Annotated in this window: 10 protein-coding genes and 1 other annotated feature; of the genes, 7 read left to right on the top strand and 3 right to left on the bottom strand. The window is 50.9% G+C overall.

The features are described 5' to 3' along the window. Positions 1 to 37 precede the first annotated feature (37 nt). Positions 38 to 2395: an aerobic respiration two-component sensor histidine kinase ArcB gene (arcB, locus tag KCG43_RS03840; RefSeq protein ID WP_218383421.1), complete on the top strand. Its 2358-nt coding sequence runs from the start codon at positions 38 to 40 to the stop codon at positions 2393 to 2395. Positions 2396 to 2473: 78 nt separating this feature from the next. Here arcB and arcA read toward each other — a convergent pair whose 3' ends face one another. Beyond that, positions 2474 to 3193, bottom strand: a complete 720-nt coding sequence (arcA, locus tag KCG43_RS03835; protein WP_192015528.1) for a two-component system response regulator ArcA — start codon at positions 3191 to 3193, stop codon at positions 2474 to 2476. Positions 3194 to 3613: 420 nt separating this feature from the next. Here arcA and KCG43_RS03830 point away from each other — a divergent pair, with 420 nt between their 5' ends. After that, a complete protein-coding gene (locus KCG43_RS03830) occupies positions 3614 to 4090 on the top strand; it encodes a DUF3293 domain-containing protein (RefSeq protein WP_218383419.1) in 477 nt (158 codons plus the stop codon). An 11-nt stretch (positions 4091 to 4101) separates the two neighbouring features. Next, positions 4102 to 4593, top strand: a complete 492-nt coding sequence (locus tag KCG43_RS03825) for a putative 4-hydroxy-4-methyl-2-oxoglutarate aldolase (RefSeq protein ID WP_192015530.1) — start codon at positions 4102 to 4104, stop codon at positions 4591 to 4593. 25 nt (positions 4594 to 4618) lie between these two features. On the opposite strand, the gene KCG43_RS03820 is transcribed toward KCG43_RS03825, so the two are convergent. Next, positions 4619 to 5065, bottom strand: coding sequence for a hypothetical protein (locus tag KCG43_RS03820; protein ID WP_218383417.1), 447 nt, complete (start codon positions 5063 to 5065; stop codon positions 4619 to 4621). Positions 5066 to 5192: 127 nt separating this feature from the next. Then, entirely contained in the window at positions 5193 to 6923 is a 1731-nt protein-coding gene (gene aceK, locus KCG43_RS03815; RefSeq protein WP_218383415.1) for a bifunctional isocitrate dehydrogenase kinase/phosphatase, read from the bottom strand. 405 nt (positions 6924 to 7328) lie between these two features. After that, positions 7329 to 7444: a sequence feature (Thr leader region), on the top strand. 103 nt (positions 7445 to 7547) lie between these two features. On the opposite strand from aceK, the gene thrA reads away from it, so the two are divergent. The 4 genes from thrA to KCG43_RS03795 all read left to right on the top strand — a co-directional run bounded on the left by thrA (position 7548) and on the right by KCG43_RS03795 (position 12569). Continuing rightward, on the top strand, positions 7548 to 10007 hold the full coding sequence (gene thrA, locus KCG43_RS03810; RefSeq protein ID WP_218383413.1) for a bifunctional aspartate kinase/homoserine dehydrogenase I: 2460 nt from the start codon (positions 7548 to 7550) through the stop codon (positions 10005 to 10007). Between the two features lie 2 nt (positions 10008 to 10009). Then, positions 10010 to 10966: a homoserine kinase gene (gene thrB / locus KCG43_RS03805; protein WP_192015534.1), complete on the top strand. Its 957-nt coding sequence runs from the start codon at positions 10010 to 10012 to the stop codon at positions 10964 to 10966. Between the two features lie 2 nt (positions 10967 to 10968). Continuing rightward, positions 10969 to 12255, top strand: coding sequence for a threonine synthase (gene thrC / locus KCG43_RS03800; protein ID WP_218383411.1), 1287 nt, complete (start codon positions 10969 to 10971; stop codon positions 12253 to 12255). 125 nt (positions 12256 to 12380) lie between these two features. Continuing rightward, entirely contained in the window at positions 12381 to 12569 is a 189-nt protein-coding gene (locus tag KCG43_RS03795; RefSeq protein WP_027253128.1) for a CopG family transcriptional regulator, read from the top strand. Positions 12570 to 12695: the final 126 nt, after the last annotated feature.

Below are 12695 nucleotides of genomic sequence, written 5' to 3'. Positions count from 1 at the left end.
TGCCTGAGGGCAGCATTTTGTTGTAGCAGGAATCACAATGAAACAAATAAAAATGTTGGCACAGTTCTATGTCGACCTGTTGGTGAAGCTTGGCATAGTGCGCTTCAGCCTGCTGTTGGCGTTAGCACTGGTGGCATTGGCTGTGGTGGTACAGGTGGGGGTCACACTGGCACTGCAGGGTGAAGTATTGGACATAGATATTGTCCGCTCTGTTTTTTTTGGTTTGTTGATCACCCCCTGGGCGGTTTATTTTCTGTCTGTGGTGGTGGATCAGCTTGAAGATTCCCGCCAGCGGTTGTCCAAGCTGGTGACCAAACTGGAAGAAATGCGCTCACGGGATCTGACCCTGAACAAGCAGCTGAAAGATAACATTACTGAGCTGAATCAGCAGATCGAAGTGCGGGTTAAGGCTGAAGAAGAGCGCCGGATTGCGATGCAGGACTTGGAGAATGAGGTGGCACAGCGTGAGAGCGCCCAGCTCGAACTGGCAGAGCAAAGTGCCTTGCTGAAGTCCTTTCTTGATGCGTCGCCGGATCTCATTTATTACCGTAACGAAAAGAATGAATTTTCTGGCTGTAACCGGGCGATGGCCGAATTGACCGGCAGAACGGAACAGGAGCTGGTCGGACTGACTCCCTGGGATGTGTACAGTGAAGAGGTGGCGGTCAAAATAGTGGAAACTGATCAGCAGGTTTTCACGCAAAATATCTCGCTGACCTACGAACAGTGGCTGGAATACCCTGACGGTCGCAAAGCTATATTTGAATTGCGTAAAGTGCCTTTTTACAGCCGTGATGGCCGCCGGCTTGGCCTGATGGGATTTGGCCGCGACATTACCGAGCGCAAGCAATATCAGGAAGCCCAGGAGAAAGCCAGCCGTGATAAAACCGCCTTTATCTCGACCATCAGCCATGAATTACGGACACCGCTGAACGGGATCGTGGGACTGAGCCGAATGCTGCTGGAAGGCCCGCTCAATGAGCAGCAGCGCGGCTACATGCGTACTATCTATGTCAGCGCCATTACCCTGGGCAATATCTTCAATGACATTATCGACATGGATAAGTCGGATCGCCGTCGTCTGGAGTTGTTGCCAACACCGCTGGACTTCGATGCTTTTATCGAAGAGATGGGCAATATTTCCGGCCTGATGGCCGAGCAGAAGGGTCTGCGATTCGATCTGGAACAACTGACTGATTTACCACCCTATATTCAGGTCGACGGCACGCGGCTGCGTCAGGTGCTGTGGAATCTGATCAGCAACGCGACCAAGTTCACCAAGGAAGGCGGGGTTATTCTGTCTGTGAGCAGCGAACTGCTGGACAATCAGCAGGCGGAAATCATTTTTGAGATCGAAGACAGCGGGATCGGCATTCCTGAGTCTGAGCTGGATAAAGTCTTCGCTATGTACTATCAGGTGAAACAGGGTCAGGATAATCTGCATGCCGTCGGCACCGGTATTGGCCTGGCGGTATCGCGCCAGCTGGTGAACATGATGGGCGGGGATATTGAAGTCAGCTCCGAAGTCGGGGAAGGCAGTACGTTCACTGTCACTATCTGTGTCCCTGTGCTTGAGCAGATTGTCGAGGATGAAGAGCTGCCCGAATTGGCACAGCATTCACTGCGCATTTTCATGGTGGAAGACATAGAGCTGAATATCACAGTTGCCAAGGCATTGCTGGAGGGCCTGGGGCATCAGGTCACTGTGGCGATGCGAGGGGATGAGGCACTGGAGGTGTTTACACCGGCTCAGTACGATTTGGTGCTGCTGGATATTCAATTACCGGATATGACAGGTTTTGAAATCGCCAAAGTCCTGCGTGCGCGCTATCGCCAGTTGCCGCCACTGGTGGCGCTGACGGCCAATGTCATTAAAGACAAACACGAATATCTGGATCAGGGCATGGATGATGCCATCAGTAAGCCGCTCAGCGTTAAGGCGATTAACACTGTGATTCAGACTTTGATACAGCAGGGTGCCAGCCAGACGGAGGGCCAGGAGCCTGTGATAGCTGACGAGAACAGTCTGAGCGAGGATACGCTGAGCAAACTGTTGGATTTGGAGATGCTGGACTCCTATGTGGATATTGTCGGTGCTCAGCCTGTGTATGATTCACTGGATATGTTCGAAAAAATGATGCCTGAATATCTGGCGATTCTTGATTCGAATATGACGGCGAAAGACAAGGACGGCATTAAGTTTGAAGCGCACAAGATCAAGGGAGCCGCGGGTTCTATTGGCCTGAAGCGTATTCAGCAGGTGGCCCAGAAAGCACAGTCGCCTGAATTGCCGGCCTGGTGGGAAAACATCGAAGACTGGGTTGATGAAATTAAAACGAGTTATCAGGCCGATTTGAAGGTGCTGAAAACCTGGTTAGCCAATAAAGAGAGCTGAACAGGCGGATAGCAAACCATTAAAAAAGCGTCGCAATAGCGACGCTTTTTTGTATGGCGGACAAGTTAGTGTCTGGTCTTAGTTTTCTTCGATATCACCGCAGAAACGATACCCTTCACCATGGATAGTGGCGATAATTTCCGGGGTGTCGGACACTGATTCAAAATGCTTACGAATACGGCGGATAGTGACGTCAACTGTGCGGTCATGCGGCTTCAGATCACGGCCGGTCATCTTTTTCAGCAGCTCTGCACGGGTCTGGATTTTGCCTGGATTTTCGCAAAAATGCAGCAGGGCACGGAATTCAGAGCGTGGCAGCTTGAACTGATCACCGCTCGGGCTCATCAGAGAACGGCTGTTCAGTTCCAGAGACCAGCCATTAAACTCATAGCGCTCAACCAGGCGGCGATCTTCTGAGGCCAGCCCCTGGCTCATTGCGCGAGTTAACAGGTTACGGGCACGAATGGTCAGCTCTCTTGGATTGAAAGGTTTAGTGATGTAATCATCCGCACCAATTTCCAGGCCAAGGATCTTATCCACTTCGTTGTCACGTCCGGTCAGGAACATCAACGCCATATCGCCTTGCTCACGCAATTCACGGGCCAGCAGCAGGCCATTTTTACCTGGCAGATTGATATCCATGATCACAAGGTGAACATGATGTTCAGACAGCATCTTGTGCATTTCTGCACCGTCGCTGGCTTCTAAAACCGTATACCCTTCTGCTTCAAAGATGCTTTTCAGGGTGTTACGGGTTACGTGCTCGTCTTCTACAATTAGAATGTGAGGGGTTTGCATTGGCAGTACCTAATTACTCAAAACGGAATCTGGTCTAACAGAGAATATTTCAATTCTATAAAAATAATTCGCTTACAGGCAAAGTAACAGAACAGTTGCAGTTTGCACCCGTCTTTTCAACTACCTGCTGGTACGCCATCCTCATTTTTCAGCGGCCCAACGGACAACTTGCTGAAAAACCCGAACTTGCGGGACTGGCTACAATTTCCCTTGGATACAGACGATTGTATGCATTTAACAGCGTACTAACAATATGATTTTATTGTATTGCGCTCAGTTTTTTCGATTTTACCGTGCGATACTAGCGTATCGGAAACACTATCTTATTGTTATAGCTCAAACAATTTGTTGTTTCATCAATGAAATAAGGCTGTTAAAGATAACAGTCGTATTGGCTGACCAGGCAGGGAGATCAGACACATGTCGGAAGATTGCCGCCACTCTGATGATGATCCGTTGCAGGACAGGCATGCGGAATGGCATGCCCGGCAGGCAATATGGCTAAGCTATCAGCAGATCATTTTTCGTGCGTCTGAGATACCTGACTACTCGAGCTTCGCTATTTTAACCGCTTTTAACCCTGAAAGTATCGTACTCAGTTGTAAGGAAAATCGTCAGCGGCAGCAGCGTCTGGAAGCTGAATTGTCCGCTTTGGGATATGCTTACCTGAGGCTTGATTGCAGTGCGCCGGACGGGCGCTGGCATGAGCCGAGTCTGGCAGTGTGTACCGGGTTGAGTCAGGCTTGTGAGCTGGCGGCGAAGTGGCAGCAAAATGCAATTTACTGGGTATCACAGCAGCAGCTGTTTCTGGTGCCCGTTATGCTTAAGCATCAGGGTTTTTCTCAGACCGAGCTCGGGAAATGGCCCGCTTATCTTCATATTCAAGGATTAGAGTAAGGAGTTCTACGATGAAAGATCTATTGCCGGATTTGTGTGACCACTACGAGGATGAAGTACGTTGGTTGCCGCTGGCACATCGCGATTTTGGTGGGAAGCCTGTGTTTTATGGCGAAGTGGTGACACTGCGCTGCTTTGAAGATAACAGTCTGGTGAGGGATATTCTCAACGAAGACGGCACCGGCAAGGTGCTGGTGATCGATGGTCATGGATCGTTAAACAAAGCCTTGTTGGGTGATCAGTTGGCTCTGCTGGCGATCAAGAATCAATGGGAAGGCATAGTGATTAACGGCGCAGTGCGTGATGTCGTCGCGCTGAGCGAGATGGCGCTGGGGGTCAAAGCCATTGCGGTATGTCCGTTTAAAACTGAGAAACGCCAGACCGGAGACAGGAATGTCACCCTGACCGTCGCACATACGCTGGTTTACCCCGGGGATATTCTGTACGCGGATCCCAATGGTATCTTGTTGAGTAAAGAGCCGCTGGATTTGTCCGTGCTTTGAGCCTGTGCTCTGTTGGTGGGGGGGCTTAAAATCGAAAGCCAATACCGAGCTGATACACCTGCTCTAACGCTTCATAATCCATGGTGGCATGCAGGTTTACCTTCTCATTCAGCTCGTATTGACTGCTGAGCTCGACACCAAGACGGGTGTTTTCTTCCACCCGCTCAGACGTTACCGCACTGCGCAGGCTGATTTTGGGGCTGAAGTTGTACTTTACGCCCGATAATAAGCCACGTGTTGCCGCTTGTTGCTGGTTGCCGCTTTTAAGGCGGGTACTGACATACACCTGGGTGGACTGAGTCAGGGCATAGGCATAACCGCTGTCTATCTGCCAGAGGTCAAATTGTTCAGCGCTGCGTGACTGAGAATTAAGAAACCATCCTGCCATTGCTGAAACAGGCTCAGTTGCCGGCTCCGTGGCCAGCGCTGGCCAGGCCAGACAGAATAAGAGCAATAAGCAGCAGTGTTTCATCCTCAGCCATCCCTGTGAGTGCAGTTTCCTTTTGTATACCAATTAATCCTAGGCCAGAAATATTTCACAAAGTGCGTGTTTCGTCGCACATCATTGATTTACATCTCAGATTGCGGCAAAGATCAAATTACGAGTGTTTTTGTGCTCTTATCAGCCGGTGTTTTTCTTTATACGGAAAAACATCTTCAAACCGCCCTTGCTCAATGTTTGACTGTAAGTGCTGCCAGTAGCCGGGGTCAAACAAATCGCTGTGCAGTTCATCGAACAGTTTTCGCACTTTGGGGTTGATCAGCAGGAAAGTACGAAATTCTTCCGGGAAAACATCATTGGTGCCCACGCTGTACCAGGGTTCAGCTGACAGTTCATCTTCCGGGAACCGGGGCGGCGGAATACGGCGGAAGTTAATTTCGGTCATGTAGCTGATTTCATCATAGTCATAGAAGACCACGCGTTTATGGCGTGTCACACCGAAGTTTTTGAACAGCATGTCACCCGGGAAGATGTTGGCGGCCGCCAGTTGTTTGATGGCTTTGCCGTATTCATCCACGGCGTGGCGCAGATCGTCATCATTGGCTTGTTCAATATACAGGTTGAAAGGGATCATCCTGCGCTCGATATAGAGGTGCTTTATCATGATTTCCTTGTCAGTCACGATAAGGCTCGACGGTGCTTCACGCTGTAATTCTTCCAGTAACTCAGGACTGAATCGGCAGCGGTCAAAACTGAAGTTGCGGTATTCCTGGGTATCTGCCATCCGGCCGACCCTGTCATGCTCTTTAACCAGCTGATATTTCTCTTTGACTGTGGCTCGGTTCATTTCTTTCTGAGGGGCAAATTTGTCTTTGATCACTTTGAAGACGAACCCGTAGGAAGGAAGGGTAAAGACACTCATGACCATGCCCTTGATACCCGGCGCCAGATCGAACTTGTCGTCAGAGTGTTCAAGGTGATGGAGAAATTCCCGGTACAGCTCTGTTTTACCGTGCTTCTGGCAACCTATGGCGGTGTAAAGTTCGGCATGGGTTTTGTTTGGTAACAGCTCGCTGAGGAAACGGACCAGTGCAGCAGGTGCCGGAGCGTACACCATGAAATAAGAACGCGCGAAGCCAAAAACGATACTGACATCATCAACATGGCACAGACAGGCATCCACATACAGCTGGCGATTTTCTGTGGTCAGCACAGGTAACACCAGGGGGATCTGGGTATTGTTTTCCAGCAACAGCCGGCCAATCAGGTAAGCGGCTTTATTACGGTAAAACGGTTCTTTGATCAGCTCAAGTCGCGCTTTTTGCATCGCTGCACTGCCAAACTCATTGTTGAGCCTGGTCACTATCAGGGCAATATCCCGGTTTTTGTCTTCCCAGTTCAGTGTGAAAGGGGTTTCATCCATCATGCGTTCAAACAGATAGTGCGACCCGTTCTCAGACTGGTACAAACGGGTTAAAGCGGTTGGATAAGGCGCGATGCGCCCGGTCTGCGAGCTGTGCACAAACAGTTTGTCGCGGTTGATATCGCGATGCTCGAAAATTCGGCAATAGACGGAATTAAAGAAGCTTTCGGCAATGTCATAGCGAGGGTAATCCAGCAGCAGATCTTCATAGGAGGATTTGACGGCGGTCAGAAACTCGCGGTTAGCGTATTGCCTGCCGAGCATAATCTGGATCTGGCGGCTGACCAGTTCCACATGATGGTCGTAAAAGCTGATCCTCTGTTTCAGGGCCTGATGGACTGACATCCAGTCCTGATTTTCAAATCTGTCCTGCGCACCGGCGGTGACATCCAGAAACCGGCCGTACATGGCATCAAAGCCTTGGAGTATGGTATGTGCAACAAGCTGTTCCATCGCTGCTGTCATGCCGGATCCCTCCGAAATATTATTGTAATCATTGTCATCCTCCAGGCTGTCTTCCTGCATGGCCTGTGAGTGATCTCTCTGGTTCTGAGGGTGCGTTGACTATCTTGAACCAGAACATTGTTGGGCTTTAACGGGTTAATTGCTTCAGGTCTTGCTTGAGAAGGCAAATAATCCTTACGAGTTACTATGCTATGTCAATGAGTTAACTGCAATTGCAGAAATGCGATTTCCTCTAATTTTATGCGACTAATCTATTCTTGGCGGGAATAATGAATTGGCAGAGACAAAAACTGTATTCTGGGAAAGTAAGAAATAAATCACTAGTCAGTGTTGACTCATACCTGGGGATCAGGTAAACGTAAACAACACGCACACAACATTAGCAATAATATAAAAACATGGCACTTAACCTTATCGGCACCACCACCATTATTATTACCGGCACAAACAGTGTTGGGGCGGGCTGATACGCGCAAGATTTCAAAAAAAAGCCCGCACCTCACAGTGCGGGCTTTTTTTTCACCATGATTTTTTCAGATTCAATGGCAATATTCACTGGCCACATACAATAACAGCCAGGAAGCAATTGCCGACAAGTCAAAATTAACGGAAGTGGAGTAGGGAATGCGAGTGCTTAAGTTTGGCGGTTCATCTTTATCGGATGCCGACCGGTTTCTCAGGGCGGCGGATATCATCGCCAGTAATGCCCACCAGGGTGAAGTCTCAGTGGTGCTGTCAGCACCGGGCAAAGTGACCAACAAACTGGTGTCAGTCATAGATACCACAGTCGCGACGGGCGATGCCGAGCTGCAGCTCACCGATCTGGAAAACACCTTTAACAGCCTGTTTGATGGTATTGAGCAGCTTTTACCTGCGTTTGAGCGTTCAGCCGTGGATGCCAAACTCGCCAGCTCGCTGGGGCAACTGAAGCAACTGGTCCACGGGATGAAGTTGCTGGGACAGTGCCCGGACAATGTTTACGCCCGTGTCATCAGTAAAGGTGAACGTATTTCTATCGTAGTCATGAAAGCGGTGCTGGAAGCCAAAGGGCATAAAGCGGATCTGATTGATCCGGTTGCTTCTTTAGTGGCGCATGGCGATTACCTGGAAGGGCATGTCGACATTGAAATCTCAACTGACAACTTCCGCCGTCATCCGCTGGCTGAAGGGCACATCCATATCATGCCGGGTTTTACAGCCGGTAATGAGAAAGGTGAGCTGGTTATTTTAGGCCGTAACGGTTCGGATTATTCAGCGGCTGTGCTGGCAGCCTGTCTGCGTGCTGAGTGCTGTGAAATCTGGACAGATGTCGATGGTGTCTATAACTGCGATCCGCGTCTGGTGCCTGATGCCCGTTTGCTGAAATCGCTCAGTTACCAGGAAGCAATGGAACTCTCTTACTTCGGTGCTTCGGTACTGCATCCCAAAACCATTGCACCCATCGCGCAATTCCACATTCCCTGCCTGATCAAAAACAGTTTTAACCCGCAAGGTGCCGGTACACTGATCGGTCAGGATACGGGTGAAGACAAGCTGGCGATCAAAGGCATTACCACGCTCAAAAACCTGACCATGGTAAATGTGTCCGGCCCTGGTATGAAAGGCATGGTCGGCATGGCAGCCCGCGTATTCGGGGCAATGTCAGCAGCAGGGGTATCAATTGTTCTGATCACTCAGTCCTCGTCTGAATACAGCATCAGTTTTTGTATCGAAAGTGATGATCAACTCGTGGCTGAGCAGGCGCTGCGTAATAATTTTGAGCTGGAGCTGAAAGAAGGTCTGTTAGAGCCGGTAGAGTTTATTGACGATTCAGCGATCGTGACCCTGGTCGGGGACGGTATGCGTACTTCCCGTGGTGTGGCGTCGCGCTTTTTTACCTCGCTGGCCGAAGTGAATGTCAATATTATCGCGATTGCGCAGGGCTCTTCTGAAAGGGCTATTTCCGCTGTGATTCCGGCCAACAAAGTCTCGGAAGCGGTGAAAGCCTGTCATGAGAACCTGTTCAACAGTAAACACTTCCTGGATGTGTTTGTGGTTGGTGTCGGTGGTGTTGGTGGCGAGCTGGTGGATCAGATCCAGCGCCAGCAAGAGAAGCTGGCTGAAAACGGCATTGTCATTCGTGTCTGTGGCTTGTCGAACAGCAAAGGCATGTTATTGGACAATAATGGCCTGCCGCTGGAAAACTGGCGCGATGCGATCGGCCAGGCAAGCGGAGGGTTCAATCTGGCTAGCCTGATTCAGCTGGTGCAGCGTAATCACATCATCAACCCTGTGATTATCGATTGTACCTCAGACGAAGCCATTGCCGAGCAGTATGTGGATTTCCTGGCCGCTGGTTTCCACGTTATCACGCCCAACAAGAAAGCCAATACGGCCAGTATGGCTTATTATCACCAGTTGCGTCAGGCCGCGCGCGTAACCTGCCGCCGTTTCATGTATGACACCACTGTCGGTGCCGGTCTGCCAGTGATTGAAAACCTGCAGAACCTGATGGCTGCCGGTGATGAGCTGGAGCGTTTCGCCGGTATTTTGTCAGGTTCGCTGTCTTTCATCTTCGGTAAGCTGGACGAAGGCATGAGCCTGAGTGAAGCAACGACTGTGGCCCGTAATAACGGTTTCACTGAGCCGGATCCCCGTGATGATCTGTCCGGCATGGATGTGGCGCGCAAACTCTTGATTCTGGCCCGTGAGGCTGGTTATGCCCTTGAGCTGAGCGATGTGGTGGTCGAGCCGGCCTTGCCGCCGGGCTTTGATCAAAGTGGCGATGTTGAGGCCTTCATGCAGCGTCTGCCACAGGCCGATGCTTACTTCAGTGAATGGTCAGCCAAAGCGGCCGCAGAAGGCAAAGTACTGCGCTACATAGGTGAAATTGACAACGGTAAATGCAAAGTGAAAGTGGCGGCCGTTGATCAGGATGATCCTATGTTTAAAATCAAGGACGGCGAGAATGCCCTGGCTTTCTACAGCCGTTACTATCAACCCATTCCTCTGGTCCTGCGCGGATACGGTGCCGGTACCGAGGTCACAGCGGCAGGGGTCTTCGCTGATCTGATGCGTACCGTCGGCTGGAAACTGGGAGTTTAACAATGAGTGTGACTGTTTACGCACCGGCATCTATTGGTAATGTCAGTGTCGGTTTTGATGTTCTCGGGGCGGCAGTGTCGCCCGTTGATGGCACCCTGCTGGGGGATAAAGTGACAGTGGCCGCCGGCACAGAGCCCTTTTCGCTGCGATGTGAAGGTGATTTTGTCGCTAAGTTGCCGGCTGAGCCGCAAGAGAACATCGTTTATCACTGCTGGCAGGTGTTTGCCCGTGAGCTGGATAAGAAAAGCGTCAGCCTGAAACCTGTGTCGATGACACTGGCGAAGAATATGCCAATTGGTTCCGGTCTGGGTTCCAGTGCCTGCTCAATTGTGGCTGCCCTGGATGCGCTGAACCGCTTTCATGAAAACCCGCTGACAGAGACAGAACTGCTGGCGCTGATGGGGGAAATGGAAGGTCAGATTTCAGGCGGTGTGCATTACGACAACGTGGCACCCTGCTATCTTGGCGGGTTGCAATTCATGGTCGAGGAGCTGGGGATCATCAGCCAGTCGGTCCCGAGTTTCGATAACTGGTACTGGGTGATGGCGTATCCTGGCATCAAGGTATCGACTGCTGAAGCCCGGGCTATTTTACCGGCTCAGTACCGTCGACAGGATATCATTGCCCATGGCCGTTATCTGGGAGGTTTTATTCATGCCTGCCACAGCCAGCAGCCGCAACTGGCCGCCAAAATGATCAAAGACGTGGTGGCCGAACCCTACCGAGAAGGCTTGCTGCCGGGCTTTAAGGAAGCGCGTCAGTACGCCTTGGAAGCGGGCGCGTTAGCCAGTGGTATTTCAGGTTCAGGCCCGACCATGTTCAGCATCTGTGATGATCTGGAGGTCGCAGAGCGCATTGCCCGCTGGTTGCAGCAGCATTATGTCCAGAATGATGAAGGATTCGTCCATGTCTGTCGTCTCGACAGCCAGGGTTCAACAGAAATAGGAAGTGAGTATTAATCATGAAGCTGTATAACTTGAAAGATCATCAGGAAGAAGTGTCTTTTGCCCAGGCAGTCCGCCAGGGGCTGGGCCGTAATCAGGGCCTGTTTTTTCCTGCTCAACTGCCGGATTTAGGCGACATCGATGCGTTGCTGGAGCAGGATTTCGTTACTCGCAGCAGCCGTATTCTGTCTGCTTTTATCGGTGATGAACTGGGCGCGGAAACCGTCCGGCAAATGGTCAGTAACGCTTTCCAGTTCCCGGCTCCGGTCGCACAAGTGAAAGACGCAGTCTATGCGCTGGAGTTGTTCCACGGCCCGACGCTGGCATTCAAAGATTTTGGTGGCCGCTTCATGGCGCAATCGCTGGCGGCAGTGTCTGACGCCAATGGCAATATCACTATTCTTACCGCGACCTCAGGCGATACCGGTGCGGCTGTGGCCCATGCTTTCTACGGTATGGACAACATCAAGGTGGTGATCCTGTATCCGAAGGGCAAAATCAGCCCGCTGCAGGAAAAGCTGTTCTGTACGCTGGGCGGCAATATCCACACTGTGGCAGTGAATGGCACCTTTGATGATTGTCAGTCGCTGGTCAAGCAAGCTTTTGATGATGCTGAACTGCGTCAGGAAGTGGGCCTGAACTCAGCCAACTCTATCAATATCAGTCGCCTGATGGCGCAGATCTGTTACTACTTCGAAGCGGTGGCGCAACTGCCGAAAGCTGCTCGCGGCAATCTGGTGGTGTCGGTTCCTAGCGGCAACTTCGGTAACCTGACCGCCGGCCTGCTGGCCAAAGCGCTGGGTTTGCCAGTGAAACGTTTTATCGCCGCCACCAATGTGAACGATACCGTGCCCCGCTATCTGCAGGACGGCAAGTGGGATCCTAAAGCGACGGTACCGACCATTTCCAATGCCATGGATGTCAGCCAGCCAAACAACTGGCCGCGTATTGAAGAGCTGTGCCAGCAACAAGGCTGGGGCCTGAACGAGCTGGGCTACGGCGCGGTAAGCGACGAGCAGACCGCAGAGACACTGCGTCAGATGGATGCCGACGGTTATCTGTGTGAGCCACATGGCGCCATTGCCTATCGCATACTCAATGAGCAGCTGCAAGCCGGCGAGACAGGTCTGTTCCTGTGTACCGCGCACCCAGCCAAGTTCAAGGAAGTGGTGGAAGATATCCTGCAAAAAGAGATAGATTTACCTGCGCCGCTTGCCAAACATGGCGCAATGGAGTTGCTGTCGGTTGAGCGTGACAATGATTTTGCTCAGTTAAAAGCTGTGCTGCAAGCCGTTCAGGACTGATACCTCTCTGCGGGTCATACTCTGATTGAGCCACCATTATGGTGGCTCTTTTTGTTTGTATCGTTTCTTCATCATCAGGTTAAGATTATAATTTGATTATCATGTCCGACCGAGAGTAGCTGAGTGTGGAAAGCAAGACTGCCCGTTTTACCGTATTGATGGATCCCCGCAAAAAGCAGGCCTTTGAAAAGCTGTGCGCTTCCCAGGATCTGACACCGTCCCAGGTGGTCCGCCAGTTAATCCGTGAATACCTGGAAAAGCACGACATCAGTTATCTGGATGATGACGCAACGAAGAACCCTCAGGTGAAGTAATCGCTTCAGACAGCCATGCTGGATCTCTATAAAGCGTTGTTTAAATTGACGTTATCTCCTTCATGGCAGGGGTTTGTGATGACAGAACCGGCGAGGTGATAATTTAATGATAATTACATTATAATG

The sequence above is a fragment of the Photobacterium sp. WH24 genome (assembly GCF_019204055.1).
Lineage (GTDB): Bacteria > Pseudomonadota > Gammaproteobacteria > Enterobacterales > Vibrionaceae > Photobacterium > Photobacterium arenosum.
This window is presented reverse-complemented; position numbering and strand designations above follow the sequence as displayed.

What these genes read in the sequence shown, in the direction of transcription:
- arcB (WP_218383421.1), top strand. Translation starts at nt 38, where the DNA reads ATGAAACAAATAAAAATGTTGGCACAGTTCTATGTCGACCTGTTGGTG.
- arcA (WP_192015528.1), bottom strand. Translation starts at nt 3,193, where the DNA reads ATGCAAACCCCTCACATTCTAATTGTAGAAGACGAGCACGTAACCCGT.
- KCG43_RS03830 (WP_218383419.1), top strand. Translation starts at nt 3,614, where the DNA reads ATGTCGGAAGATTGCCGCCACTCTGATGATGATCCGTTGCAGGACAGG.
- KCG43_RS03825 (WP_192015530.1), top strand. Translation starts at nt 4,102, where the DNA reads ATGAAAGATCTATTGCCGGATTTGTGTGACCACTACGAGGATGAAGTA.
- KCG43_RS03820 (WP_218383417.1), bottom strand. Translation starts at nt 5,065, where the DNA reads ATGAAACACTGCTGCTTATTGCTCTTATTCTGTCTGGCCTGGCCAGCG.
- aceK (WP_218383415.1), bottom strand. Translation starts at nt 6,923, where the DNA reads ATGACAGCAGCGATGGAACAGCTTGTTGCACATACCATACTCCAAGGC.
- thrA (WP_218383413.1), top strand. Translation starts at nt 7,548, where the DNA reads ATGCGAGTGCTTAAGTTTGGCGGTTCATCTTTATCGGATGCCGACCGG.
- thrB (WP_192015534.1), top strand. Translation starts at nt 10,010, where the DNA reads ATGAGTGTGACTGTTTACGCACCGGCATCTATTGGTAATGTCAGTGTC.
- thrC (WP_218383411.1), top strand. Translation starts at nt 10,969, where the DNA reads ATGAAGCTGTATAACTTGAAAGATCATCAGGAAGAAGTGTCTTTTGCC.